This is a genomic window from Staphylococcus xylosus (assembly GCF_002732165.1).
Classification (GTDB): Bacteria; Bacillota; Bacilli; order Staphylococcales; family Staphylococcaceae; genus Staphylococcus; species Staphylococcus xylosus.
Genome location: NZ_MRZO01000001.1, coordinates 25,641 through 51,573, shown reverse-complemented (window position 1 = coordinate 51,573; position 25,933 = coordinate 25,641). Strand labels below are relative to the sequence as shown.

At 30.3% G+C, this 25,933-nt stretch carries 27 protein-coding genes and 8 tRNA genes; 8 read left to right on the top strand and 27 right to left on the bottom strand.

The window, feature by feature from the left end; translation table 11 throughout:
- The first annotated feature begins 5 nt into the window (after positions 1-5).
- Positions 6-272 carry a hypothetical protein gene (locus BTM19_RS00330; protein WP_029376973.1) on the top strand — a complete coding sequence of 89 codons (267 nt, stop codon included), beginning with the start codon at positions 6-8 and terminating at the stop codon, positions 270-272.
- Between the two features lie 178 nt (positions 273-450).
- On the opposite strand, the gene BTM19_RS00325 is transcribed toward BTM19_RS00330, so the two are convergent.
- The 6 genes from BTM19_RS00325 to BTM19_RS00300 all read right to left on the bottom strand — a co-directional run bounded on the left by BTM19_RS00325 (position 451) and on the right by BTM19_RS00300 (position 4,727).
- Positions 451-960, bottom strand: coding sequence for a YagU family protein (locus BTM19_RS00325; protein ID WP_029376972.1), 510 nt, complete (start codon positions 958-960; stop codon positions 451-453).
- A 235-nt stretch (positions 961-1,195) separates the two neighbouring features.
- Positions 1,196-1,627, bottom strand: coding sequence for a GNAT family N-acetyltransferase (locus tag BTM19_RS00320; protein ID WP_029376971.1), 432 nt, complete (start codon positions 1,625-1,627; stop codon positions 1,196-1,198).
- 577 nt (positions 1,628-2,204) lie between these two features.
- Complete coding sequence (locus BTM19_RS00315; protein ID WP_029376970.1) at positions 2,205-2,945, bottom strand: SDR family NAD(P)-dependent oxidoreductase; 741 nt, start codon at positions 2,943-2,945, stop codon at positions 2,205-2,207.
- A 334-nt stretch (positions 2,946-3,279) separates the two neighbouring features.
- A complete protein-coding gene (locus tag BTM19_RS00310) occupies positions 3,280-3,783 on the bottom strand; it encodes a staphylokinase domain-containing protein (protein WP_069796901.1) in 504 nt (167 codons plus the stop codon).
- 146 nt (positions 3,784-3,929) lie between these two features.
- Complete coding sequence (locus BTM19_RS00305) at positions 3,930-4,109, bottom strand: XRE family transcriptional regulator (protein WP_038678761.1); 180 nt, start codon at positions 4,107-4,109, stop codon at positions 3,930-3,932.
- Positions 4,110-4,448: 339 nt separating this feature from the next.
- The gene (locus BTM19_RS00300) at positions 4,449-4,727 is read right to left on the bottom strand and encodes a YolD-like family protein (protein ID WP_069796899.1); all 279 of its coding nucleotides are present in this window, start codon (positions 4,725-4,727) and stop codon (positions 4,449-4,451) included.
- 73 nt (positions 4,728-4,800) lie between these two features.
- On the opposite strand from BTM19_RS00300, the gene BTM19_RS00295 reads away from it, so the two are divergent.
- Positions 4,801-4,980 carry a hypothetical protein gene (locus BTM19_RS00295; RefSeq protein WP_038678765.1) on the top strand — a complete coding sequence of 60 codons (180 nt, stop codon included), beginning with the start codon at positions 4,801-4,803 and terminating at the stop codon, positions 4,978-4,980.
- Positions 4,981-5,094: 114 nt separating this feature from the next.
- On the opposite strand, the gene BTM19_RS00290 is transcribed toward BTM19_RS00295, so the two are convergent.
- Positions 5,095-5,619, bottom strand: a complete 525-nt coding sequence (locus tag BTM19_RS00290; protein ID WP_038678767.1) for a hypothetical protein — start codon at positions 5,617-5,619, stop codon at positions 5,095-5,097.
- Positions 5,620-6,393: 774 nt separating this feature from the next.
- Positions 6,394-6,714, bottom strand: coding sequence for a hypothetical protein (locus BTM19_RS00285; protein ID WP_051664340.1), 321 nt, complete (start codon positions 6,712-6,714; stop codon positions 6,394-6,396).
- Positions 6,715-6,781: 67 nt separating this feature from the next.
- On the opposite strand from BTM19_RS00285, the gene BTM19_RS00280 reads away from it, so the two are divergent.
- Complete coding sequence (locus BTM19_RS00280) at positions 6,782-7,327, top strand: site-specific integrase (protein ID WP_069796897.1); 546 nt, start codon at positions 6,782-6,784, stop codon at positions 7,325-7,327.
- Positions 7,328-7,499: 172 nt separating this feature from the next.
- Here the strand turns inward: BTM19_RS00280 and BTM19_RS00275 are convergent.
- From BTM19_RS00275 to hemE, 12 genes are all read right to left on the bottom strand, one after another.
- Positions 7,500-7,588, bottom strand: a tRNA-Ser gene (locus tag BTM19_RS00275).
- A 39-nt stretch (positions 7,589-7,627) separates the two neighbouring features.
- Positions 7,628-7,699: transfer RNA gene (locus tag BTM19_RS00270), tRNA-Glu, on the bottom strand.
- Between the two features lies 1 nt (position 7,700).
- Positions 7,701-7,775 (bottom strand) — tRNA-Asn (locus BTM19_RS00265).
- Between the two features lie 10 nt (positions 7,776-7,785).
- Positions 7,786-7,859, bottom strand: a tRNA-Gly gene (locus tag BTM19_RS00260).
- 13 nt (positions 7,860-7,872) lie between these two features.
- Positions 7,873-7,948, bottom strand: a tRNA-His gene (locus BTM19_RS00255).
- 20 nt (positions 7,949-7,968) lie between these two features.
- Positions 7,969-8,041, bottom strand: a tRNA-Phe gene (locus BTM19_RS00250).
- Between the two features lie 11 nt (positions 8,042-8,052).
- A tRNA-Asp gene (locus BTM19_RS00245) sits at positions 8,053-8,128 on the bottom strand.
- Positions 8,129-8,137: 9 nt separating this feature from the next.
- A tRNA-Met gene (locus tag BTM19_RS00240) sits at positions 8,138-8,211 on the bottom strand.
- 377 nt (positions 8,212-8,588) lie between these two features.
- Positions 8,589-9,146, bottom strand: a complete 558-nt coding sequence (locus BTM19_RS00235) for an alpha/beta hydrolase (protein WP_029376911.1) — start codon at positions 9,144-9,146, stop codon at positions 8,589-8,591.
- A 165-nt stretch (positions 9,147-9,311) separates the two neighbouring features.
- Positions 9,312-10,706 (bottom strand): protoporphyrinogen oxidase, encoded by a 1,395-nt coding sequence (gene hemY, locus BTM19_RS00230; RefSeq protein WP_029376910.1) that lies wholly within the window; start codon positions 10,704-10,706, stop codon positions 9,312-9,314.
- A 17-nt stretch (positions 10,707-10,723) separates the two neighbouring features.
- Complete coding sequence (gene hemH, locus BTM19_RS00225; RefSeq protein ID WP_029376909.1) at positions 10,724-11,647, bottom strand: ferrochelatase; 924 nt, start codon at positions 11,645-11,647, stop codon at positions 10,724-10,726.
- Between the two features lie 85 nt (positions 11,648-11,732).
- Positions 11,733-12,767 carry a uroporphyrinogen decarboxylase gene (gene hemE / locus BTM19_RS00220; RefSeq protein WP_029376908.1) on the bottom strand — a complete coding sequence of 345 codons (1,035 nt, stop codon included), beginning with the start codon at positions 12,765-12,767 and terminating at the stop codon, positions 11,733-11,735.
- A 263-nt stretch (positions 12,768-13,030) separates the two neighbouring features.
- Here hemE and BTM19_RS00215 point away from each other — a divergent pair, with 263 nt between their 5' ends.
- Positions 13,031-13,534, top strand: coding sequence for a hypothetical protein (locus BTM19_RS00215; protein WP_029376907.1), 504 nt, complete (start codon positions 13,031-13,033; stop codon positions 13,532-13,534).
- Positions 13,535-13,613: 79 nt separating this feature from the next.
- Here the strand turns inward: BTM19_RS00215 and ecsB are convergent, their stop codons facing one another.
- Together ecsB and ecsA are read right to left on the bottom strand one after the other, a co-directional pair.
- The gene (gene ecsB / locus BTM19_RS00210) at positions 13,614-14,837 is read right to left on the bottom strand and encodes an ABC transporter permease EcsB (RefSeq protein ID WP_029376906.1); all 1,224 of its coding nucleotides are present in this window, start codon (positions 14,835-14,837) and stop codon (positions 13,614-13,616) included.
- On the bottom strand, positions 14,834-15,571 hold the full coding sequence (ecsA, locus tag BTM19_RS00205) for an ABC transporter ATP-binding protein EcsA (RefSeq protein ID WP_099265699.1): 738 nt from the start codon (positions 15,569-15,571) through the stop codon (positions 14,834-14,836). Before ecsA ends, ecsB begins: the two co-directional genes overlap by 4 nt.
- Before the next feature lie 128 nt (positions 15,572-15,699).
- Between ecsA and BTM19_RS00200 the strand changes: the two genes are divergently transcribed.
- The 4 genes from BTM19_RS00200 to prsA all read left to right on the top strand — a co-directional run bounded on the left by BTM19_RS00200 (position 15,700) and on the right by prsA (position 18,593).
- Positions 15,700-16,125 (top strand): HIT family protein, encoded by a 426-nt coding sequence (locus tag BTM19_RS00200; protein WP_029376904.1) that lies wholly within the window; start codon positions 15,700-15,702, stop codon positions 16,123-16,125.
- A gap of 79 nt (positions 16,126-16,204) precedes the next feature.
- Complete coding sequence (locus BTM19_RS00195; protein ID WP_038678770.1) at positions 16,205-16,576, top strand: YtxH domain-containing protein; 372 nt, start codon at positions 16,205-16,207, stop codon at positions 16,574-16,576.
- A gap of 239 nt (positions 16,577-16,815) precedes the next feature.
- The gene (locus BTM19_RS00190; RefSeq protein WP_029376902.1) at positions 16,816-17,379 is read left to right on the top strand and encodes a DUF3267 domain-containing protein; all 564 of its coding nucleotides are present in this window, start codon (positions 16,816-16,818) and stop codon (positions 17,377-17,379) included.
- Between the two features lie 221 nt (positions 17,380-17,600).
- Positions 17,601-18,593, top strand: a complete 993-nt coding sequence (prsA, locus tag BTM19_RS00185) for a peptidylprolyl isomerase PrsA (protein ID WP_029376901.1) — start codon at positions 17,601-17,603, stop codon at positions 18,591-18,593.
- 197 nt (positions 18,594-18,790) lie between these two features.
- On the opposite strand, the gene yhaM is transcribed toward prsA, so the two are convergent.
- The 5 genes from yhaM to BTM19_RS00160 form a co-directional block, all read right to left on the bottom strand.
- On the bottom strand, positions 18,791-19,732 hold the full coding sequence (gene yhaM, locus BTM19_RS00180; RefSeq protein ID WP_029376900.1) for a 3'-5' exoribonuclease YhaM: 942 nt from the start codon (positions 19,730-19,732) through the stop codon (positions 18,791-18,793).
- Positions 19,732-22,665 carry an ATP-binding protein gene (locus BTM19_RS00175; RefSeq protein WP_029376899.1) on the bottom strand — a complete coding sequence of 978 codons (2,934 nt, stop codon included), beginning with the start codon at positions 22,663-22,665 and terminating at the stop codon, positions 19,732-19,734. Before BTM19_RS00175 ends, yhaM begins: the two co-directional genes overlap by 1 nt.
- Position 22,666: 1 nt before the next feature.
- Positions 22,667-23,851, bottom strand: a complete 1,185-nt coding sequence (locus tag BTM19_RS00170; RefSeq protein ID WP_029376898.1) for a metallophosphoesterase family protein — start codon at positions 23,849-23,851, stop codon at positions 22,667-22,669.
- Between the two features lie 497 nt (positions 23,852-24,348).
- On the bottom strand, positions 24,349-24,693 hold the full coding sequence (locus BTM19_RS00165) for a YlbF/YmcA family competence regulator (RefSeq protein ID WP_017723169.1): 345 nt from the start codon (positions 24,691-24,693) through the stop codon (positions 24,349-24,351).
- Between the two features lie 68 nt (positions 24,694-24,761).
- Positions 24,762-25,892 (bottom strand): DUF445 domain-containing protein, encoded by a 1,131-nt coding sequence (locus tag BTM19_RS00160; RefSeq protein WP_029376897.1) that lies wholly within the window; start codon positions 25,890-25,892, stop codon positions 24,762-24,764.
- Between the last annotated feature and the right edge of the window lie 41 nt (positions 25,893-25,933).

The window sequence follows — 25,933 nt, the reverse complement described above, 5'->3', positions numbered from 1 at the left end:
CTAAAGTGTATGATTACAACTATAATGATACAAAAAAGCTTGAATTAAATGTCATAGATATAAAAAATAATAAGAACAAAATTGAATGGATATATGCAAATTATGAAAATATAACCTTAAAAATCCAAAAATATGATATACCTTGGTTAATTATGAACGATTATAAAATTGCAAGAATAGAAAACTTAGATACGAAAGCAGACTTTAATAACTTGAAAGTAGAATTCGATTTTACCAATGACAAACTAATCTATGTGACATACAACGATTAATTAATTTAGGAAAATCATTTTTATAATATCGTTTTAAGGAGAATTTTAAATTCGGGCCAAGCATTATTCTCTTGCCATGTAATGCATACACTAACAATGACCATATATATACCTAAACATAAAAATAGGGATGCACTTATATAAAAGTACATCCCTTTCATTTGAAAATATGTTTGAATTAATATTTATTTACCTTCAACTCATTTTTATATACAAAATATCTACGAACAAATTCTATAACCATCATCCACACAACATGACCAAACAATTCAGATACATGTTCGTGGAATGGTTGCTCTAAAGCATTTGGAACGACACTCATTATTGGCATTATAATTAAATGAAAGACTATCCAAACAACTAGACCAAAAATAGAACCATAGCCAATTGCTATTTTTGAAAAATGTTTGACTAGCATAATATAAATGAACGCAAATGCTATTGAAAAACTAAAATGAACAATAAAACTTACCCAAGGCATTGATTGTTCTGAAAATTGATAACTCATATGTGTAAAATCTGAACTAAAACCAAACTTTTGTAATAATTCTTGTGGTGGATTAGTTGCATTACGCTCTGGGGTTCTAGGCGGTAGCATAACTTCCCATCCTAATTTCACTATTCCCGATAATAGCCCACCAATGATAGTAGCATAAATAATTTGAGTAAATGATAATTTTTCTTTCATTTTAAATTCTCCTCTACACGTCAAAATGACATAATTTTAAAAATTTTATCAAATTTAAATAGAGGAAACAATATAATTATTATTTATATTTTGTCTATTTTTCGACATTGGTATTATTAAAAAATGTCTTCAAATGAATCAGCTTTAAAAAAGAAATTTCTATATGTTTCTTCACAAAAATAGGCTCAACTAACTATATAAATGATTTACTCAAAAGCATTTCATTAAGTAATCATTACAGTTTAAGATGTAATATCGGATAATGTCTTCCTTGTTGATCTTTTTGAGATTCTTTATACTTTTTAAATCCATTTTTGATATAAAAATTTACAGCATTATAGTTATCTTTATTTACATCAACATATTGAACTTTATTTTCTTGAATTAGATACTGTAGTATTTTAGTACCATATCCTTTATTAAAATATTTTGGATCTATAAAAAGCATTTCTAAATTTAGTTCGTTTGTACCTGAGAAACCAATTACTTCGTAGGCATTAAACCACAAATCAGCTTCGACAAATTTAAAATATGTAGGAATTTCAGCCTTTAATTCTAATCGATCTTTTTCTTTCAAAAACTCATGAGTTGCAATTACAGATTTTTCCCATATTTCTAGTGCTTTTGGGTAATCTTTTTCTTGAAGTTCTATTTTTGATAATTTCATATTTTATCTCCTTTCACTTAGTTTATAATTCCATAAATTAAGTTTTTTTGAATGAAATTTTGTTGGAATATAACATCCCTTACCTATTTATTTAGCTAAAGGTCCTTTATTTTTAAGTTTTTATAAGTAAAATCGCTTATCTAAATTAAGTTTATCCCCGTAACCTTATAGAGTGTATATTTATTTCATTGTTTATTTTTTTAATTAGATTACTTCTGTTTTAAAATATATTTTAATGAGTTAACTTGTCTTGAAAAGCAAATAAAATCTACTTAACAAAATTACAATCTTTATCTTTATAATAAATCGCAACTTGATTTTTAAATGCCAATCCGTCTTTCGTAAGTTCAACTTCATCTTTAAGTAAACGCTCGAAACTATCGTAAATTATTATATATTCAATCAGAAAAATTTTATCAATATAAAATGTAGTTAACTAGGCAATAGATAATATTGGATAGATATTTTAGATTATACAATTATTAAAAAACCCAACTATTCGTATAGGTAGATTTAATGTAATGTTTTTCTATCCCTAAATAATTGAGGTAAGTGCTAAATTTTTAAGCGTTTTAAATTACCAAGGTACAACTCCATCATTGTTTGTAAAAGTTATGTTTTTATTTATTTTATCTTGTTCCACTAACTCAATAACTCTTTTTATACCTTCATCAACTGAACGTGCTCCCATTTTTTTAGCTGTTTCTGGATCTAAACCTCCAAATTCAGTGGCTACCATTCCAGGATCAACTAAATCTATACTGATATTATAACCTTCTTTTTCTAATTCTTTTGATAATTGTATAGAATACATATTTAAAGCAGCTTTTGAAGATTGATAACCGGCAACACTTGCACCATATACAATTGAATCTTTATCTAAAGCTGAATTAAGAAATCCCATCATACTAGATATATTAATGATTTTTGCTTCTTTTTCTTTTTGGAGTAGTGGTAATATTGCTGAAGTTACATTAATGACACCAAAAACATTAACATCAAACTCATTTTTCACTTTAGTAACATCAAGTTTAGAGGGGCTAGAAGCTTCTAAAGCTATACCTGCATTATTAATTAAAATATCTAAAGCGTTTATTTCTTGCACTGCATTCTGCACAGAATTTATATCAGTAACATCTAGTTGAACTGCAGATACAGACAAACCTTTTGACTCTAATTCTTTCACAATAGATTGACCATCTTGTAAACTTCTTGCACCTAAGATAACATGATAGCCTTTCTCCGCTAATACTTTTGAAATTTCTTTTCCCATTCCTCTAGTAGCACCTGTTATTAGTATTTTCTTTGGGTTAGCCATATTTTAAAATCTGCTCTTCATATTAAAGTTGTAAACGCTTAATAACTAACCTGTTGAATTAAGTAAAAAACTGATCATCTTATTGACTTTCAGTCCAAAAATCTATTTTTTCTGTGTAGTATTGTGTATTCTTATATTATTCATTAGTTCATAAAAGCAAAAAAACACCGAAACCCTATTATATCAAGGATTACGGTGTCTCAAGAAAGCTCAAATTATGTAATTAACGGAGAGTGAGGGATTCGATAATCCTCATAACACCAGTATTTAAGCCGATTCGTTGGCGTAGTGTTGGCGTAAAACAACCCACCTATTCATTTAGGTGGGCTTTATATTACTTAGGATTCTTTTCTTCAATAACGACGTTTGCAACTAAACTAAATCCTGGATTACTTGTATGCTCAGATAGATCAGGAACAACAAAGCCTTTATCCGTAATTGGAAAATATTTAGTTACATTTTGTTTTTGATTTTTATCAAAAAATGATACTTGAACTTTTGAACCTGGCGCAAAATCAACTACTCTATATTTATTATATACAGCATTATCCAAAGTCCATTCTGCATATCTAGTTAAATCTTTTTTATTTAAAACTTGACCAGGTTTTATATGAAATTCAATAAAACTAGGACTAAGTATCTCTTTACCATTCTTATCAATTCCAGTGATATTATAAATCAAATGTGGGCCATTAATTTCTTGATATTCTCTATCTTCACCTATTCTAAATGAACTTTGATTGTCGGAAGATGCGTTTGTCTGTGTGTTAACTAAAGGAGTGAAAGCTAATCCACTTGCTACCAAAGAAACTATTATAACTTTTTTATAATTTTTCATTTCTAATCACCTCTATTTATTTTTTTATATAATAACACAAAACGGGAATAAAAATATTATATATTTGTTACGATTTTTCGACAAACAATTTTTTAAAATAAATTATGTTTTGAAATGAAAACTTTATAAAAAATAAAGCCCACCTATTAGTTAAGATGGGCTTTTGCGTATTCGTATAGTTTTTCTGCAGTATCTAATGTTAGGTTGCCGATTGTTCTTTCACCTTTTCTTAATCTTTGTATTATAGAATTGCTCACACCAGTTTCTTTGCCTATTTTATAAGATGAAATATCAGAATCCAATAATTTTTGTATTTCTTTCTTCATTTAAAACACCCACTTAATTAATACAATAATTGTTATTAAGAACAACGACCAAGCAATTAAACCTTCAATTTTTTCTTTCTTTGTTGTTTTTCTAATATCAATAGATAGTTTCATTTATTTAGAATGAGGATTATGTTATATTTATATTGAAGAGGGGCGAACCCCTCATCTGTTTAGTACTCAAAAGCTATCTCGAATTGTACAACGACCAAATTGACTTTTATCGAGAATTTAAAGCTTTTGGGTGCTTTTATTTTTATCCTCACTCCCTCACCTCCTTATAATAATATTATAACATGCCAGTTGGCATATAACAATCCTTTTCTTAAAGTTTTTTATTTATTTTATCTCCACAATATCTAACAAATTAACCTTACTTAAACCAGTTTCTTCATATAAATGTAGTGTTTGTGTGTGAACATCTACTTTATGAATGCAACCCTCTTTAGTTTTAAAATATCCATCGATAAAATAACGTAATTCAATTTTAGGATCATTGTACATTTTGAATATTAACTTATCATTTAAATCATTTAATTGGTGGTCACTTAAGGACGGTCTATGAATTTTATTTTGGTCTTGCGTGAATTTAAAAGAACTCTTGTTCTTATAAATCAATTTAATATCTATTTTTCCTCAAATCAATTATAATTAATCGTTACATAAATTCAGACAATCGAGGAGAATACATATGGATTACAAAAAAGAAATTGAAAAAATAGGTTGGAATACAAAAGAAGTAGCTAATCGAGTTGAAAGTTTAATCGAAGAAAAAGTAATAAATATAAAAGAAGATGTAACCGAAGATCTATCAGTGGTTGTTGAAAAAGAAAGTAATAACCCAATACTCAATGAGTTTTTAAATAAATAAAAAAAAGCCTATCTAATCAGATAGGCTAATTTATTACGCTTTGTTAAGCGTTCCACGCCGCTTAATAATTAAATACCCCAATTTTCTCATTGAAAACTAATTATTAATAAAAAATTATATAAATTGTAATTCATATATATCTTTATTTTCATAAGTATTAAAACTATCAATATGACCTTTTAATAATACTTCTTGTTTCTTTCTACTCACATTGTGATAATATGTTAGCCTAATATTCATATCTGATTCGTAACCATTATTTTGAATAGTATCGTCCAATTCATCGAATACAGTTTTATTAATAGGTAACATATAGCTTTCTTTGCTAGGTAACATATTTATATATTTCTTCTGAATTACATTATCTTTACCTAATATAACTTCGACAGTTATATTTTTAGCAGCTCCTCCACCAAGGTTATATAACTTTAAATAATCTTCGTTTTCTTCAGAATTTGAAGTCGTATTTCTTAAATTTAAATTTTTATTATCCTCTTTTTCTAAAAGGATTTGATTAAAACCAAGTGCTGGGATAAAACTAATTTTCATTTGGTAAAGTTGAACTGATACCGATACAAAATAAAATAACGCCATAATAAAAGTTCCTAGTGATCCAATTGCTGAAATAATATTTATCATATTAAATCTCCTTTTTTAATTTTTAGGAGACAGTAGTAGGGATTTAATTATAACATAAAAGATTGAATTACTATATATAATATTTTAAAAAGTAAACTATCAAAAAACAAACACATGAGTATATACTTTTATAATATAATCACGCATAATCTATTATAAAATAAAAAAACAACCGATTTAACGGCTGTCTAAACTATTACCTAAACTATCAAAGGAAGTTTCTATGTCTGAGAAACTAATGAAATTATATCATTATAAATTTAAAAAAACCATCCAAAAGGATGGCTGTGAAAAAATATATTCAAGGTATAAGCTGCTAGGGGGCAACTTACAAATAGATTGTACCACATAAATAAAAAGACAGACACATAAGTGCCTGTCAGAGAGATATGATATTTAAAATTGCTAATAATTGTAGTGGATAAAATACATGTTATCAGAATATTCTATAATTTTCAACCTATATAATATTTACATATTAAAGAGGATTGTTGTATTTTTAAAGTATAATCTAGCTTTGTAAAGAACTAAACTCTCTTTATATTATTATAAATAAAAAACACACCTTTACGGGGTGTGCATATAATTTAACGGAAATAGGTAAATTGGAGTATAACTATTTGAACTACTTCCCTAATTTTTGATAATTAATCATTATTTAATAACCACTCCGCAGAGTGGTTCAAAAGGAATGAAGTTCTGGAGGAACTCCATGAATATAATTTTATATTGCAAAATATAAAATCGCAATACTTTTTTTAATTATTAATATACCTAACTCCAATTAATACTACCCAAATATTTTTCGTTCTTTATTTTTTCATCTTTATCAGTAATCTTACATACAGCTAAGTAGAAATACCCAGCGCTTGGATTTGTTGGATATTTAAATTTAATCCACCAATAACCATCCTTTTTAGTTATGCTTACAAAGTCGACCCATTCATTCGCATAAATCCATGAACCACTATCCACAACTTCACCTTTTAATCCAGCACTGCGTCTTACTTTAATCGTTGTGTTAGCTGTAAAACGTCCTGACCAATTCCATGTAATTTTTTCTGCTGCTTTAAAGTTAGGACGCACAAAGTACATATTAGAGTCATATTACAAAGTTAATATTAAAGGTGCAGTGAAAGAACAACCAGAGGAAGATAAGTTTATGCAACTAGAATACTTTTATAAGTTAAAAGAATATGCACAAAGTCAAAACCAGCTATCCTACCTTTTTATATATTTAGCTATTGTAACTGGTGCTAGATTTAGCGAAATTCAGAAAATGAGATACAAAGATTTCGATATAGAAAACGAAACTGTTCACATTAGAGGTACTAAAAATGTTACATCAGATCGTGTGATTAAAATATCACGAGAAGATATAAAACATGTTAGACAAGTATTAAACCACTTCCCTATTAATTTAGATGGAGATATATTCAGAACTGGTGCATCGTTAATTACACATAATGCAGTTTCTAAAGTGCTACAACGTTTCTGCTTAAATAATAGAATAGGTAATTATACATTGCATTCCATACGTCATACACACTGTTCAATGTTAATTCACGAAGGCATATCAATATATTATATTTCAAAAAGATTAGGGCATGCAGATATAACAACTACCCTATCGACATATAGTCATTTATTAGAAGAAAGTCAAAAACAAGAAGAAACAAAGAGGCTAGAAGCCTTGCGCCACATGTGATACAGAGATTTTATGTCAACGAAACCTTAATTTTGACATGGTTTTATTATTTTTTTACGCCATTTTGACATGCGGATGACATGTTTTATAAAAGTCTATGTAAAACAAAAACATCGAAACCTATAATATCAAGGCTTTCGATGTTTTAAGAAATCTTTAATTATGTAATTAACGGAGAGTGAGGGATTCGAACCCTCGAGACGCTTGTGGCGCCTACACACTTTCCAGGCGTGCTCCTTCGACCAACTCGGACAACTCTCCATATAAAAAAACAGAAGCGATAATTCACTTCTGTTTGTATGACCCCGACGGGACTCGAACCCGTGTTACCGCCGTGAAAGGGCGGTGTCTTAACCGCTTGACCACGGGGCCATGGCTCCACAGGTAGGACTCGAACCTACGACCGATCGGTTAACAGCCGATAGCTCTACCACTGAGCTACTGTGGAATAATTTTAATGGAGCGGGTGATGGGAATCGAACCCACAACATCAGCTTGGAAGGCTGAGGTTTTGCCATTAAACTACACCCGCATTTCAACGATTATGGGGCGGATGATGGGAATCGAACCCACGAGTGTCGGAACCACAATCCGATGCGTTAACCACTTCGCCACAACCGCCAAAGTAAAAATAGAAAGAATGGTTCAGGACAGAATCGAACTGCCGACACATGGAGCTTCAATCCATTGCTCTACCAACTGAGCTACTGAACCATAATTAAAAATGGCGGTCCCGATGGGATTCGAACCCACGATCTCCTGCGTGACAGGCAGGCGTGTTAACCGCTACACTACGGGACCTTTTAAAAATTGCGGGAGGCGGATTTGAACCACCGACCTTCGGGTTATGAGCCCGACGAGCTACCGAACTGCTCCATCCCGCGTTAATATTATTAATGACGACTACCAATTAAATATACCATAAATGTTAACTTAATGTCAACGTTTTTTTAAAATTAATTTACATTGGCTTAATCAAATTTAAAACTAAGTGTGATAGTGGCTGTTCGCACATCACCTATCAAATAAGACTAACTTAGTATATAAAGATTTTACGGTTTAGTCAATGGATTTCAAAAACTAATTTGTGTAAAAATGGTTTATAATAATATTATTTTAATTTTAGTTTCCTTTTTATACAAATAATTAGTGCCTTCACCCATTTATTTACAGTTTTTAGATATTTTCTCAATCAAAAAGTGTAACAATAGTTCAATAGATAAAGACCTTCAACCTAGATAACTCTATTTAAAATTGTTATTTATTGACTCATAATACCTTGCATTTTACTTTGCAATCTTGTAAATGTTGTAAATCCATCATCTTCCATAAAATGTCCCCCATATTCAGTCACCTTACATTTGCCACCTAATGTATCCATTAACCTTTTAGTTTCTTCATATGATATACATTTATCATCTTTAGCGCACAAACCATAAAAAGATTCTACTTTACCTTTAACTTGTTCATAATCGACTTGAAAGCTTTCTGTGTGAGCTAATTCATTCGGCACTTGAGCATCTTCCATAAATCCTGAAATACTGAAAAAACCTTCTATATAATCTACATCCACTTCTTCAATAAATTTTAATGATGCTAAAGTACCAAAGCCATGTGTAACAAAATAAGTTTCATATTTATTAATTTGAATTTGTTTCTTCATTTCACTTACCCATTTTTCAATTTTGCTATCTTTTTCATAAGGTAAATTAAATAATGTTACATCATAACCTTCTAATGTAAGGTTATTTGCGAGCCAATCATACCAATGATTTGATGCATCTCCATATTTTGAATGTACTATTACGATATCAGTCATAAATATCCCCCACTTTATTTGAATCACATTTGCTATATATCATATTAACTTTACAACTGTTTCATTATCTCATAGATTCTTCTCTATTATAAAGAATCTAATAGTCTTAATTAAAAAACCATATCATCTATATAGATGATATGGTTAATTGTGTTTATTAAATTATTATAATTCTGCTAATAACTCTTCTACAGCATTTTTACCTTGTTGAATACAATCAGGTAAACCTACCGCTTCAAAAGACGCACCTGTGATACGTAGTTTTGGATAGTTTTGTTTAATATGTGTTTGTATTGATCTAATTTTATTTATATGACCAACATGGTATTGTGGCATACTTTTAGGTAGCCTATTCACAATGCTAAAGTCTGGAGACCCTTTGAAAGTCATCATTTGGCTCAAATCTTTTTTAACAATATTAACTAATTCTTCATCTGTATGATTATCTACAACTGTGTCATTAGGTTTACCTACATAGGCACGTAGAAGTACTTTGCCTGCAGGTGTCGTAAATGGCCATTTCTTACTTGTCCATGTACAAGCTGTTATGTCGGTTTCACTTGTACGGGCAATAACAAATCCAGTACCATCGTATGTGTTTTCAATATTTTTTTCGTCAAAGGCTAATACAACAGTGGCTACTGTGGTACAATCCATAGAATCAAAATAATCAAAGGCAGGATCATTACCAAACCATTGCATAAATGTTTGATGTGGTGTAGTCACTAACACACTGTCGTGAGTAACTTTATTTTCTCCACTGATAACTTCATAATTATTTTGTGAAGTTATGATATCTTTAATTGGCGTTTGATATTTAATTTCAACGCCTTGATTGACAACGTATTCAGTCAAATATTCTATAAATGAACTAAGTCCATGTTTAAACTGTTTAAATTGTCCCTTGGGCGCACCTGGGTATAATTGACGCTGCTTTTGGCGCTGTATTTTTTCATATCTCATGCCTTTAATCAAGCTACCAAATTGTTCTTCTCTATGCTTAAACTCTGGAAAAGTACTCATTAAACTTAAATCATCAATATTTGTACCATAAATACCACCCATTAAAGGCTCAATTAGATTTTCTAGTACCTCATCACCCAAACGTTCTCGGAAAAATGCGCCTACTGAAATGTCTTCATCCATTTCTGTCGGCTTTCTAAATAAATCTAATCCAGCACGCAATTTTCCTTTAGGAGAGATTAACTTTGTCTTTAAAAAGGGTTTTATATCTGTTGGCACGCCTAGTATAGACCCACCAGGTATTGGAAACAATTTATTCTTTGCATAGATATAAGACTGTCCAGTTTGATTAGTAATCAAGTCATTTTCTAAACCAATCTCTTGAGCAATATCAGTCATAATTTGTTTGCGACCTAAATAAGATTCTGGGCCTAACTCAATAGTATAACCATCTTTCCTATATGTTTGGATTTTTCCACCAGTTCTATTAGAAGATTCGTATATAGTTACATCTACATCGGGACGTAATTTTTTTATAAAATAAGCACTAGATAATCCTGTAATACCAGCACCAATTATTGCGATACTTTTACCCAAATTAATTCACGCTTCCTTTAATAAACATTTTTAACTTCATCAACGATTGCACCGATAAACAATGGATCCGTATTAGGCATTGAAGGTCGGTAATAATTTACTCCTAGTTCATCACAAACCACTTTACATTCATAATCGTTATCAAACAATACTTCTAAATGTTCACAAACAAATCCTACAGGTGTATATATGAAATGCTTATATCCGTGTGTTTCATACAAAGATCTCGTCAAATCTTGAACATCTGGCCCTAACCACGGCGTACCCGTGTTACCTTCCGATTGCCATCCTTCTGCCACATGAATGATATCAGATTGCTCCTCTAATAATTGTGCAGTATGATGTAATTCATTCGGATAAGGATCATTATTTTTCTCAATCAGTCCTTTAGGTAAGCTATGAGCCGATACTACTAATACAGTTTCATCATGCTCTTCGCGTGGAATTTTTGTTAGTGTTTCATTAATTTTTTCAGTCCAGTATTGTATAAATTTAGGCTGTTGATAATAATGCGCTACATGTTTAAATTGTATACCGAATTTATCTGCTTCTTTTTGAGCACGTGTATTATAAGATCCCACTGAAAAACTTGAGTAGTGTGGCGCTAACACAACGGTAACTGCCTCATCTATACCATCTTCATGCATTGATTGTACTGCATCTTCTATATATGGAGAGATGTGTTTCAATCCTATATAAAGTTTAAATTGCACATCATCATATGCTTCATTGAGCGCGTCTAGTAAAGCTTCAGCTTGTCTATTTGTCGTACCTGCTAAAGGAGATAGTCCTCCTATAAATTGGTATCTATCTTTTAAATCTTGTAATTCTGCATCAGATGGCTTTTTACCACGTCTAATATCAGTGTAATATGGTTCAATGTCACTTTCTTTATATGGTGTACCATAAGCCATTACTAATAGACCTATCGTTTTTGTCATTTTAAAATCATCCTCTTGTATAATAAATTTTAGATTTATATGACATAATTATTTGTGAATCTTGGTAGCCAAAGTTTATGTCGTACTATCTTTGTGTGTATTCATGTACAAACGTAGTCACTCGTTTTAAAGTTTCAGGTTTCACCTCTGGAAAAACACCATGACCTAAATTAAAAATATGTTTCCCATGCTCCATACCTTGATCTAAAATCACTTTTAATCTTTCTTCTATAACATCCCAAGGTGCTAATAACAGAGATGGATCTAAATTACCCTGTAACGTTTTATTAATATTCATCGCATTGGCCTCTTTAATAGATAAACGCCAATCCAACCCTAAAACATCGATTGGTAAAGAATTCCATTCATCAGCTAAATGACTCGCGCCAACTCCAAATAAAATAACTGGCACATTATATTTTGCTTTTATACCACTGATCAACTTATTCATAGCTGGTTTTATATAATAACGATAATCTTGAACATTTAACGCGCCCACCCAAGAATCAAATACTTGAATGATTTGGGCACCCGCTTCTACTTGAGCGGCAGTATAAGTGATAGACATATCAACAAGATGATCCATTAATGCGAACCATGTTGCTTCGTCCCTATACATCATTGCCTTTGTAAAATTATAATTTTTTGAAGGTCCACCTTCAATCATATAACTCGCTAAAGTGAATGGTGCACCAGTAAAGCCTATTAAAGGTACATTTAATTTTTCTTCAGTTAATAATTTTATTGTATCTAAAACATAGGGCACGTCTCGTTTTGGATCTATAACACCTAGTTTCTCAACATCTTGGATATTTTTTATCGGATTATGAATAACCGGACCAATTCCTGACTTTATTTCAACGTCTACACCAATCGGTTGTAATGGCGTCATAATATCTTTATAAAGTACAGCTGCATCTGTATCATAATTATCTACAGGTAAATGTGTTACATATGCACACAATTCTGGTTGGTGCGTAATTTCAAATAACGAATACTTTTCTTTTAATTTTCTATATTCAGGTTGTGACCTCCCTGCTTGTCGCATAAACCATACTGGCGTATGTGACACAGCTTCACCATTAATCATATTTAGGATTGTATTATTTTTATTATGCACCTTTTAATCCTCCTACATTGTAATCATTCTTATCTATAATACCATACTGCATTATCACTCGTATTTCATTGTGCTTAAATGTCATAAAAAAGACAAACTGTTAGCTTTTCCCGATTTAATCATTTGACTATTGTTTTATGATAGAAATCAATTATAATGTTATCAAAGCTTATTTTATATCTATTTGAAAAACTAGATATATCTTATAGTAAGGTATAGTAGTTAACTATACTTCCATAAACAAAGCAAGGGGGAAAATCTTTATGAAAATTTTTGCATCTTATGGGACGTTTGGTTATTTAAATCAAATCAGATTGAATAATCCTGACCATAACTTATTACAATTTTCTGCATCAGATTCTTCAGTGATTTTGGAAGAAACAGATGAAAAATCAGTATTAAAACAGCCTTTAATTTATAATATCCTTGAGTCTGAAGGAGATTTAAACGAAAACTATTTTTATTCTGTAATCTTTGTGCCAACATCAGAAGATCATGCTTATCAACTAGAAAAAAGATTAGAAAATTTAACTACTGATTTCAAACAATTTGCAGGTTATAGATGCTACCGCTTCTTAAAACCAGACCATGGTTTAACTTATAAGATTTACTTTGGTTTTGAAAGTAGAACAGCTTATGAAGATTTTAAAGCTTCATCTGTTTTCAAAGATAATTTTGATAAACTTGCACTTAGTCAATTCTTTGGCTCTAGTGGTCAACATTCAAGTTATTTCGAAAGATATCTGTTCCCAATTGACGATAATTAATTTTTTCGTAAAGATCATATCAAAATAAAGTGGTCGTTGCTCATTTCATTTAATGATGTATAGAGTAACGACCACTTTTTTAATCTTTTAGTAATGATTCTTGATATTTGAGTTTTTTGACAACGTTTCTGATGGTTAACCACCCTACTAAAAAGAATAACAAACCATAATAGCTATACATCGGTAATGTGATTGCATAAACGATTACAAACAATACACCAACAATAAACATGAGTCTATATAGAAATTGTTCATAGCCTTTTATTACTTTAGTATCTGGGCTCGGCCAAACTTGTGGCCACAAGCCATAAGCTTGCTGTGTATAAAACTGAGCCATTTGTAATAAAATTATATACATAAAAAGACTACCTATAATTAGAGTAACCAATGGTTGATCTAACCAAAACATTAAAATCATCGCTAATACAACTAATCTTAATATTATGTTAAACGCATCTTTACCTCTTGCAAAACTTCTAATAAATAAATAAAGATACATATAGTTTTCATTAAATTTCTTGTTTTTCGGAGTGATTAACAATGGATCAAGATAACTTCTACGTACTGCCGTTTCCTTTAAGTGTTTAACGTCGGTAAACATATTCACAAATTTATAATAATTCATATGATGTTGTTGTTCTGACTTAATCATTCTTTCCCAAGGAAATAATTGATTTTTATTTTGGTGTTTAAGCAAAATGGCTAATCCAATTAATACGAATATAGAGGTTAAACTAGATAAATGCTTTGCATCTAACGCAACATAGTACCCCGAAGCGTAAACGATAAACAATACAAGATGGAGAGACCAACTTTCTAATTTATACTTGTACCATTGCCATTTCACTAATAATCCTAAATAAGGCATAACTAGCATTAACACAGCAAACAGTATATAAAATCCAAATGATCGGTTATTTATTACGAAAAACAATGGAAATAGCACGATTAAAATTAAAAGTTGAAGTCCTATTCGCGAAAAATAACTATAAACAAGCGATTGTGTCATGTATGTTTCCATATTTTTTTCGAAAGGCAATAAAAATAACCTGTCTGCATCTTTCAGTAAAGTCCTTAATGGAAACATAGAGGTAATTGCCACAATAACACTTGTAATCAAAGCATAATTAATATGCTGTGGTATAGACTTTAACCAATCACCATATCCTAATATAAATGCACCTAATAAAATAACAAGAAATACAGAAAAATGGCCATTGAAAATAAATTTATTATAATATTGCTTTTCTTTACTGATTTCCTTTTTTCTACTAAAAAATAATTGCTTAGCATTCTGTGTCATGAATTATTGCCACCTTGTGTTACATGGATGTAAATCTCATCTAGTGTTTTACCTTCTAAGCCTGTCTGCTCACGAAGTTCTTCTAAATTACCGAAAGCTACAATTTCACCTTCATCCATGATTAAAAATCGATCGCAATACCTTTCTGCAGTTGCTAAAATGTGTGTACTCATTAAAACTGTTCGATTTTCATTCTTTTTCTCAACCATTAAATCTAACATTGATTGAATTCCTAAAGGGTCTAAACCTAAGAATGGTTCATCAATAATGTATAGTTCAGGATCTACTATAAAAGCACAGATTATCATTACTTTTTGTTTCATTCCTTTAGAGAAATGACTTGGGAAGATATGTAACTCATCTTCTAATCTAAAAGTCTTGAGTAACGGGTGCGCTCGTTCCATTGCTTCTTCCCTACTAATATTGTAAGCCATAGCCGTCATATAAATGTGTTCTTGTAATGTTAGTTCTTCATATATAACTGGAGATTCAGGAATATACGATAGTTTCCTTCTATAAGTCTCTACATCTTGATTAATGTTGATATCTGAAATAGTTAGACTACCTTCCATTGGCGTCAGTAATCCTAACATATGTTTAATTGTCGTACTCTTTCCTGCACCGTTTAGCCCAATAAGGCCAACAATTTCTCCTTGATTGAGTTCAAAATTTATATTTTTAATTACAGGTCGTTTACCATATCCGCCTGTTAAATGTTCTACTTTTACTGTCATATGGCACCTCCACAAATCATATTGTATCAAAAATTAAGCTTTAGGTATAAATTTATTGCGAAAACTGACGTGAATAATATAGTAATGCTATAATAGGCAGTAACAATCTTACAAGGAGTGAAGCTTTTATGTCAGAAACAGTCTTTAGTAAAATTATCGATGGTGAAATTCCGAGTTATAAAGTATATGAAGATGAACACGTATATGCATTCTTAGACATTTCACAAGTTACAAAAGGTCACACATTATTAATACCAAAAAAAGCATCTGCAAATATTTTTGAAACTGATAGTGAAACTATGACACATATCGGAGTTGCTTTACCAAAAGTAGCAAATGCTATAAAATCAGCTTTTAACCCTGACGGATTAAATATTATACAAAATAATGGCGAATTTGCCGATCAATCTGTTTTCCATCTTCATTTCCATTTATTACCAAGGTACGAAAACGATGTGGATGGTTTTGGTTATAAATGGGAAACACATGCAGAAAGTATCGATGACGAACAAAAGGCAAAAATCGCAGAAGAGATAGCTGCTCACTTCGATTAAAAATGCTTACCTTATAACATATAGGGTATATAAAAATTATTAACCGTTGAGATATTATTTAGAAATGAGGAGAATTTTTATGAAAACAGCTCAAATACTATTAGGTCTAGGTGCCGGAGTTGCTACTGGTCTAGGCGTAGCGTTGATGAATCGTGATAAAAAACATTCTAATGAATACATTGAACACGCGAAGAAACCCGTTGGCGCTGAGTCTGAATTTAATAGAGAAATCAATACAATTAAGCAAAGCATAAACGACATCACTAACTATATTGCTCAAATAAAGTCTGAAGGCACTGAATTTGGTAGTTCAATTGGTGATGAAGTTAAAACAATGATTGGTGATTTTAAATCAGATATAAACCCTAACATTGAAAAACTACAATCTCATATAGAGAACCTCCAAAACCGCGGAGATGAAATTACTAAAGCGTTTGAAAAAGATAATTAAGTTAATCGCGGCTTGGTTTAAAGTCTGTTGCCAATATTTCTGAACTGCAACTCACCCTTTATTGGTGTGAGTTGCAGTTCTTTTTTAATCATTAGCTATTCAGGCTAAAACCGTAATATAAGACTTAAATTTAAGTGCAAATACTAGATACAAATTTATCTTGACGATTTTTCTATTAAGATAGATAATACGAAAGTATATAGCATGCGAATTATAATATAAAGGAGTATGACCGAATAATGTATCTTTGTACACGGCAAATAGATATTAATGCTCGTTTTGGTTTACCTAGGATTGCTTTTCTTAGTTTAGTCACAACAATCATTACATTTCTCATTGCTTATGAAATTTTATACTTCTTTTCAAATACAAAGTTAACAGATAAATATTTTTTAATTTTCTTGTTACTCGTATTAGTTTTATACCCTATTCATAAAGCAATTCATTTATTCTTTTTGTTTCCGTACTATAAATCATTTAAAAAGTATAAGTTATTAAAGCAAAAAAACATTCCTTTTTATAACACGTACGTGAACACGCCTGTAAATAAGTATTATTTTTGTTTTGATTTGATGACACCAGTTATTATAATCACTACAGTTTGCGCTTATTTAAGCACTTTATTCCCGCAGTATGGACATTATCTAATGTTTCTTATTGCATTAAACATGGGCTATTCAGTAATGGATTTTCTATACTTAAAGATTATTATATTTTCAAACGAAGGCACTTACATTGAAGAACATCAAACAGGCATTAATATATTAAATAAAGTTGAGTCAAAACATGAACGTCATATATAACTAAAATTTTAAATAATACTAATGTTTCAAAAGCTGTTTTCAATAAGTTTTTATAATTTAAATTATTTTAATAAAGCAACAAAATCTTATTTTTAGAATTCGATTTTGTTGTTTTTTATAAGCAAACTAATACTATAGTCTTAGAAATTGTGTTTCTAATTGGTGATTAAACAATAATATGTTATATTTACGTTGTTATTCTTACAAAAGGAGTTCCAACCATGAAAACATTGAAAAAAGTTATACTTCCTGTTACAGCAAGTGCTTTATTATTAGGTGCGTGTGGTAACAGTGCAACAGACTCAAAAGAAGATACAATCATTTCTTCCAAAGCTGGTGACGTTAAAGTAGAAGATGTTATGAATAAAATTGGCGATGAACAAATTGCTAACAGTTCTTTCTCTATTTTATTAAACAAACTACTGGCTGATAAATATAAAGATGAAGTTAACACTAAAGATATTGATAAGGAAGTTGAAAAAGAGCAAAAACAATATGGTGGTAAAGACCAATTTGAAAGCATGTTAAAACAACAAAAAATGTCTCTAGGCGATTACAAAGAGCAGAAAAAATTACAAGCTTATCAAAAAGAATTGCTTAATGACAAAGTAGATATCTCAGATAAAGAGATTAAAGAAGATACTAAAAAAGGCTCTCACATCTTAATTAAAGTTAAAGAAAACAAAGATGATAAAGAAGGTTTATCAGATAAAGATGCTAAAGCTAAAGCAGAAAAAATCCAAAAACAAGTTGAAAAAGATCCAGATAAATTTGGCGAAATTGCTAAAAAAGAATCAATGGATAAATCTTCAGCTAAAAAAGATGGTAGCTTAGGTTACGTTATCAAAGGTCAAATGGAAGATAAATTTGAAAAAGCACTCTTCAAGCTTAAAGAAGGTAGCATCTCTGACGTAGTCAAAACTGATTATGGTTATCACATCATTAAAGCAGATAAACAAGATGATTTTGATAAAGAAAAAGGCAAACTTAAATCACAATTAATTCAATCTAAAGTTCAAAAAGAACCTAAATTACTAACAGATGCATATAAAGAGCTATTGGATGAATATAAAGTAGATTACAAAGATAGAGATATCAAAAAAGCAATCGAAGACTCAATATTAGATCCTGAAAAAATTAAACAACAACAACAGCAGCAACAACAACAACAAATGATGCAACAAAGTGGCGCTGGCATGTCTACAGGACAATAATAAATTCAAAAAAGAGGTTAGGAATTTTCCTAACCTCTTTTTTATACTATAAAGAAAAGTAAGTTATAAAAATGAGAGTAGGACGATGCAATCTTTTTAAAAGTAATTGCAGCCCTACTCTCAATATTTAATTTAAAAACCTCTTTCATCAAGCTATTTCAAGAAAATTTTCTAGCTTAATCAAATAGCCTTAACTATTAATCTAATGATGTTGGATTGTAAAATTGTCTACCATCTAATCCAAAGATACGTTCCGTAAATTGTCCTTTATTTGTTTTCTTAAATGCTTTTTCAAACATGTTCATTTTCGCATCTATGTTATCAATAAAGAACAATATTTCAGCCTCTTTCATGTGTGGTAATTTAGGTGATCCAAATTCCATTTTACCGTGATGTGCTAAAATCATATGGCGTAATAATAATACTTCTTCACCATCAATGTTTAATTCTCTAGCAGCTTCAGCAACTTCATCACTTGCAATCGATATATGACCTAATAAGTTTCCTTCAACTGTATAAGACGTAGCCACTGGTCCACTTAATTCTCTGACTTTACCTAAATCATGTAAAATAATAGCACTATATAATAAACTGCGATTCAATAATGGATAAATATCACATATTGATTTAGCTACTTGCAACATTGTTAACACATGGTAACTTAAACCACTTGAGAAGTTGTGATGGTGTGTACTTGCAGCCGGAAATGTAAAGAATGCTTCTTGATGTTTACGTATTAAATGACGTGTAATGCGTTGTAATGTCGCATTTTCAATTTCTAACATATAATGTGAAATCTCTTCTTGAATTTCATCAGGTGTCATAGGTGCACCGTCTACAAAATCTTGTGTTTTCATATTATCTTCTGGTGTAGCCAATTTTATTTTATTAATTTTCATTTGCTTACGGCCACGATAATTTATAATATCGCCTGTAACGTGTACAATCTTTTCAGGCTCTAATACTTTCATATCCTCTTTACTTACAGTCCAAAGTTTCGCTTCAAGATCTCCACTTTTGTCTTGTAGATGAAGCGTCATATAGTCTTTACCTTGAGCAGTTACACCTTGTGTAGCTTTATGAATCAAGAAAAAATGATCCACTGAATCTCCAGGATTTAAATTTTCAACATTTCTCATTATTTACCGCCTTCCTCTATTTTATTTAAAGTTATAATTTGTTTTGAAGGCACACTCGTATCTTTCACACATGTAAAATACAAAATTTGATAGCTGCTTGGCATTTGTCTTAAATAATTCATCATGATGTCTTTTCTATATTTATCAAAATGCACAAAAGCGTCATCAATAATAATTGGGAATGGATAATACGGTTTCAAAGTTTGAATCAAACTCAAACGTAATGCAATATATAAAATTTCTTTCGTAGATTGACTTAATTCTACTGGTTCATACATCTGTCCATTTACTTGTTTTACCATTAAATCGTCATTAGCATATGTTACTTGCACATAATGACCATTTGTTAAATGCGAAAAGATATTAGTCGCTTCGTTTATCACTTGTGGCAAACGTTTATCTTTAATTTGCTTAATATGCCCTTCTACCAAAGCTTGTAGATAACTAAGGCTAGCCCAATCTTTAGCTTCGTCATTTACTTTATTTTTAAGTATATGGAATCTATGCCTTAAATCAGCTAAAGTTTTATCTGTTTCCATATCAGTTATTTTAGCATTTAAGTCACTTACTTGTGACTGTAATTCTAAATATTGGTCGTTATAATCATCAACTTGACGTGCAAGTACTTCATCTTCATTTGTCAATTGTGCAGCAGTTTTCTCACTCAATCTAGAACTAGAATCATAATTGTAATTTTGATTTTCTAGATATTTTGATAAATCATTAAAACGTGCCATCTGTTGATGGTAATTTTGATGTTGAACATGATGTTGATAATAAGACTCTTCATCGTTAACATTAACAAAATTGAATAATTGTGAAATGACATTACTATTTTCATTGAGTCTATTATGAAGTTGTGAAACCTCACTTTCAAGTAGCTTAATTTGTTCATTATTTCTATTCCACTTATCTAAATTATTTGTTTCTTCTTTTAGCCATTGTCTTATATCGTGGAACAATGAAAGTTTATTAAAATATGAAAATTGGTTTTTAGTGATTTCTTGTGCATGAGCATAGAATTCATCTAATTGTTGTTGTAATTCATGTGCTTTTTTATGAAGTTCAGTAATATGAACATCATGTTCTTTAATTTTATTCATTGTATTAATGCTATCAATAATTAATTCATCTGACATTTTATTAGATAAGAACAAGTCTGCTTTAACATCATTAATATTGTTCTGTGCAGTTTGATAATGTTGTTTGGCTTGCTCTAATGTGTCTTCTAAATAAGTTGCTTTCTTATTAATTGCTTCTTTTGTTTTAATTGCAGTTTGGTATTGTTCGCGAACTCTATACTGATCATCCAAATCAAAATCAAGGTCATAATTGTCCTCTAAATGATTCACTTGCTGTTGCAAATCATCAATCTCTTTTGAAAATGTTTCGCTATGCCCAATTTCTTTTGTTTTTACAAAGAATAAACCTGTGATAAAGACTAGAGATAAAATAGCAAATACGATACCGAAAATAATATTTGCTGATACAAACGAAAAGATTGTTAACCCAATTCCTATTACCGCTAATACCATTAGAGCTATACGTAATAAATTTTGTTTTTTCTCATTTTCTCGTTGTTCAGTATCAAATGCCTCTTTCATTTTTTGATAGAGATTATTTTTTTCTTGTAATTCAAATACTCTTTTATTATATTGCTTTTTCTTCTCGAAATTTTCTTCTGGAACAATGTCTGCTTCTAATGATTCTATTTCTGCGTTGTTTGTGTCTTTATCAATTTTATTTTCTTCAATGTTACGTTCCAGTTGTTGTATATATGCAGTTTGTTCTTGTTTGTTTTTTATTTGATTGCTAACGTGACTTTTCATTGCTTCAGAATCGTCTACTTGATGATGCACATCTTGCCAACCAATATTTGAACTTAACCCTGATTTTTCACGCTTTTTATCTTCTATTTCTTTTTCTACAGATTTTAGTTCATATTCTTTTTGCTTAATTTCGTTTTCTTGTTGATGTAAATGATTAAATGCATCTATATCACTTTGTTTGGGCACATTTACTTTTTCATTTTCTGTTTTTAGATGTGCTAATCGTTCTTCACGCAAACCAATATCACGTTTTAAATTTTGTGTTTGTATTTTCGCAGATTCATAACGATCAATACCTTGTTCTGGAAACACTATTGGTTCAATATTTAATTGGGTTTCTAGTTGTTTCCATTCTTGAGTCTGTTCATGTAATGCAATCTCTTTTTGTTTTTGCTCATGCATTTTAGATAGTTGTGTTAAGTTTTGCTTTAAAGTACTTAACCTACGTTCAGCTTTATCTTTATCATCAACTAATCTTTTATATGATGTTAACTTTGCTTCTTCTTCTCGAATTTGTCCTTCAAGTTCTTTCAACTGTTCTAATTGTTGATTTATGATAGGATTACGACCATTTTTCTTATATAACATTTCTTTTTTATTACTTAATATTTCGCGCATACTTGTAAATTCTGTTGAACCTAATGCGCCTGCTTGTAACAAATAATTTTGTAATTGAGTTTCATCCATTTTTCTATGAATATCTTGAAGCCCAAGTACATCAAAAGAAAAAATACCTTGATATGTACGCTTAGAAATAAAATTCAGTTCTTTATTTAACCAAGTTTCATCTTTAATAGTTCCGTTAGGTAAGTATACTTTTACGTCACCTGTTGCACTGCCTTTAATACGTTCAACATCTACTAAAGACCCATCATCTTGAATTAAAGTCAACTTACCGCCGTATTGGTTTCCTAATCGAGGCTCTAACCGTGGCTCATTTTCTTTCTTAGTTGGGAAGCCGAAAAGTATGGAATGAATAAATGCTTGGACCGTTGATTTACCCGCTTCATTTTCTCCATAAATTTCAGTGAATGATTCATCAAATTCAATCTTTCTTTGTATAAATTTACCGTAGCCGTAAATCTCTAATGATTTAATTTTCATTTTATTCTCCCCTCATATCTGACTTCAAGAGTTCTTCAGCATGTTCAATAAGATTTCGTCTATCAAAATCGCTATAGTTTTCTAGATACTTAGATGCTTTAGGGTTTAAATATAAGTCATTCATCGCTTGATCATATAAGATATTGTCCTCGATTAACTCAGGAGAAAATTCTTTAACTAATGTATTTTGATCCTCATACTTATTCTTGATTGTTAAATCTTCAATAAATACAAAGTTATGTTCATTGGCCTCATAGTCACTTATCATTTCATGAATTTGTAAAATATCTTGTTCAGATATCCATTGATCTGAATCTACTAATACCTTGAGCTGATAGATTGCCTTACCATTTTTTCTAACTTGTGTTTTAAATGCTTGTATAGCATCAAAAAGGCCTTGTTTAGACGTTTGTTTTGTTTCTAGAGTCGCTTTTTCAAAACGTATAAATTGCGTTGGCACAAATTTAGCATTGAGATTTAAGTTATCACCTTCAACGAGGAGACAACCTTTTTCACCAAGCTCTTTAAAGTGTCTTCCTTGTATATTGCCAGGATAATGTATTTGTGGCATATCGCTCAATTGTTGACGTTCGTGTATGTGTCCTAATGCCCAGTAGTGATACAATTTATTATTTAAGTCTTCTAATCTAAACTCTGTGTAACGGTCATTTGTACTAGTTTTACTATATGTGCCATGCAAAATGCCAATGTGAATACCTTTATAGCCTTGGCTAGTTGGATATGCATCGAGCTTATTCTCATAACTAGCATCATTTTGATAGCTAAAACCATGAAGATAAATTTCCTCACCGTTTTTAGTTATTGTTTGATATGTTTCAACATTTTCAGAGAAAACTGATACATTGTCTGGCCACACAGTACCAATATTTGATGATAAAGGATCATGGTTACCGTGACATAAATAGACAAAAATCTGTTCTCTTTCTAAACGTTCGAATTGCTTCTTTAAAAACACTTCTGCACGTAATGTGCGGTTTTGTTGATCAAATAAATCACCTGAAATAATCATAAAATCGATTTCTTCGGCTAATGCTAAGTCCACTATTTTTTCAAAACTTTCATAAGCACTTTTTTGAATATCTTCGAAAATAGGCTGACTGAGATAATCTCTAGACTTAAAAGGACTATCTAAGTGTAAATCAGCACAATGAATAAATTTCACCATACAGTATCTTTCTCCTTTATTGAAAGCTTTATTTAAGCTGATGCATTTTGAATACTTCAGTAACAGATTACATATTTCAACCATTACTAAAATTTATGCATACAAATACCTTGTATTAGTATATTTTACCACATTGCCTATTAGACAGTCGATAAAACAAAAGATGCTCAATTCAAGACAATATCATTCCAAATTGTTATTGAATACCTTATCACATAGCCATATTCATCGTTTTTTAAATTAAAACAAATTCTTTAAAAAGGGTCACAAAAAAATGAGGCTGACACATAAATATATGCCTCAGCCTCAAATATTGTATTAGTAACTACTGACTAATTGGAATTGCGCTTAATTTAAACTATTTCAATTATAGTCACTAGCACCATGATGGATGACAAAATCTTAGTTATAAAATAATTAGTTTTCTGTACTCTCCATTTAAACTACAACACAATATTTGTTTGTATCATAGTCTTTATACGTTACACTAACAAAAATTAGTCAGCGTAAATTTCATCTAAAGGTTTTACAATGATTTGGTTAATTTCTTGGAATACTTGACTCATGTTTTGTTCAGCAGCCATTAATTCAGAAATGTTAGAATCATTTTCGATTTTTTGAGCTTGTTCTTGTGCTTTTTGTAGCTCTTCTTCACCGATTTCTTCACCTTGCATTTGTTTTTGTTGGAAATTTAATTGTGTTTCACGGAATTCATCAAATAAATCTTTTGATTCTTGATTTTCTTTAACTTTTGCATAAGCATTTTGAATAGCTTGATATTCATCACTTTCTCTTAATGCTTGTTCTAATTGATTTGCATGATCGTATAAATTTACTGCCACTATGCTTCACTCCTTTTTTGTATATGTGTTAAAACCACATCGATATTACAATAACATAATTTAATATGTTATACAAAAATTGCAATTATCCCTTGTAATAAACCTATAATACCACCTAATAAGAAACCTAAAAACATGATTAATTTCAACTCTTTATTTGCGATATCTATAATAAGTTTTTCAATATATGCTAAATCAAACGTATTAATCTGTTGTTCAACCATTTGTCGTAAATTAACTTTCTTCATAATTGGCGACATATGTTTTGATGCATTTTCAATAATCACATTCGTTAACTTTTGGGTTACTTTATTTTCTAAAAATTGTATAAAGTTTGGCGTAAGCGTATTTAGTGATCTCGTTGCCATATTATTGATATCCATGTAACCTATTACTAAATCAGTTATTGATGTTTTAAAAGTTTGAAATTGTTGTTCATTTAGCACTTCACTTAATTGTTTGGATTTGAATGTTTCATATTCATTATCGATAATTTGATTCGCAATATCTTTCGCTTTGGGATGATTAGTCAATCTGATTAATTCATGTTGGATACGATCAGCAATACTTTCTTTCGTCATAAACATTTGTAATAACCCGACAATTTTACCCTTTTCATTGAAGAATGTATCTAACATTGAGGCGATATCTGCTGCGCCTTTTTCAGATTTTAAGTAGACACGCGCTCTATCAAATAGTATTTCTGGTACAGCTTCAACTTTATTATCTATACTTTTTTCAATATTTTCAGGAATTAATTGTGTAATAGGTGTATTGCGATGATCATAATAAAACAGTTCTAATTTTTCTGACATAATCGTTTCTATTTTACCATTTGCCAATTGGGCAATATCTATATCAACTTTATTTGCTAAATAATCTAAAGATATACGATCTTCTTTTAATTTCTCAATTTGCTTTTGTATTACCTCTTCGATTGCAGTTCTCGTTGCTGTTGCATTTAATTTAGATTGAATCATACTTTCAGTAAGTAAATGTTCTTCAACAACTTGACCAATTTTATCAGCAATTTCTGCTCTTCGTTTTGGTATTAAACCTGGCGTGAATGGAACGCGTTTGTTAAAAATATAATATGTTTTAAATGGATGGAATAACATTTTTACAGCAATAACGTTCGTTACTCCACCTATTAATGCACCAATTATCATCATAAATATAATTATTAAAAATGCATGCATAAAAGTTTCTCCTTTTTATTTAACTTGATTACGTACTTATA

Coding starts and splice junctions, on each gene's coding strand:
- BTM19_RS00325 (WP_029376972.1), bottom strand. CDS start 960: ATGAAAGAAAAATTATCATTTACTCAAATTATTTATGCTACTATCATT.
- BTM19_RS00320 (WP_029376971.1), bottom strand. CDS start 1,627: ATGAAATTATCAAAAATAGAACTTCAAGAAAAAGATTACCCAAAAGCA.
- BTM19_RS00315 (WP_029376970.1), bottom strand. CDS start 2,945: ATGGCTAACCCAAAGAAAATACTAATAACAGGTGCTACTAGAGGAATG.
- BTM19_RS00310 (WP_069796901.1), bottom strand. CDS start 3,783: ATGAAAAATTATAAAAAAGTTATAATAGTTTCTTTGGTAGCAAGTGGA.
- BTM19_RS00305 (WP_038678761.1), bottom strand. CDS start 4,109: ATGAAGAAAGAAATACAAAAATTATTGGATTCTGATATTTCATCTTAT.
- BTM19_RS00295 (WP_038678765.1), top strand. CDS start 4,801: ATGGATTACAAAAAAGAAATTGAAAAAATAGGTTGGAATACAAAAGAA.
- BTM19_RS00290 (WP_038678767.1), bottom strand. CDS start 5,619: ATGATAAATATTATTTCAGCAATTGGATCACTAGGAACTTTTATTATG.
- BTM19_RS00285 (WP_051664340.1), bottom strand. CDS start 6,714: ATGTACTTTGTGCGTCCTAACTTTAAAGCAGCAGAAAAAATTACATGG.
- BTM19_RS00280 (WP_069796897.1), top strand. CDS start 6,782: ATGCAACTAGAATACTTTTATAAGTTAAAAGAATATGCACAAAGTCAA.
- BTM19_RS00235 (WP_029376911.1), bottom strand. CDS start 9,146: ATGACTGATATCGTAATAGTACATTCAAAATATGGAGATGCATCAAAT.
- hemH (WP_029376909.1), bottom strand. CDS start 11,647: ATGACAAAAACGATAGGTCTATTAGTAATGGCTTATGGTACACCATAT.
- BTM19_RS00215 (WP_029376907.1), top strand. CDS start 13,031: ATGAAAATTTTTGCATCTTATGGGACGTTTGGTTATTTAAATCAAATC.
- ecsB (WP_029376906.1), bottom strand. CDS start 14,837: ATGACACAGAATGCTAAGCAATTATTTTTTAGTAGAAAAAAGGAAATC.
- ecsA (WP_099265699.1), bottom strand. CDS start 15,571: ATGACAGTAAAAGTAGAACATTTAACAGGCGGATATGGTAAACGACCT.
- BTM19_RS00200 (WP_029376904.1), top strand. CDS start 15,700: ATGTCAGAAACAGTCTTTAGTAAAATTATCGATGGTGAAATTCCGAGT.
- BTM19_RS00195 (WP_038678770.1), top strand. CDS start 16,205: ATGAAAACAGCTCAAATACTATTAGGTCTAGGTGCCGGAGTTGCTACT.
- BTM19_RS00190 (WP_029376902.1), top strand. CDS start 16,816: ATGTATCTTTGTACACGGCAAATAGATATTAATGCTCGTTTTGGTTTA.
- prsA (WP_029376901.1), top strand. CDS start 17,601: ATGAAAACATTGAAAAAAGTTATACTTCCTGTTACAGCAAGTGCTTTA.
- yhaM (WP_029376900.1), bottom strand. CDS start 19,732: ATGAGAAATGTTGAAAATTTAAATCCTGGAGATTCAGTGGATCATTTT.
- BTM19_RS00175 (WP_029376899.1), bottom strand. CDS start 22,665: ATGAAAATTAAATCATTAGAGATTTACGGCTACGGTAAATTTATACAA.
- BTM19_RS00170 (WP_029376898.1), bottom strand. CDS start 23,851: ATGGTGAAATTTATTCATTGTGCTGATTTACACTTAGATAGTCCTTTT.
- BTM19_RS00160 (WP_029376897.1), bottom strand. CDS start 25,892: ATGCATGCATTTTTAATAATTATATTTATGATGATAATTGGTGCATTA.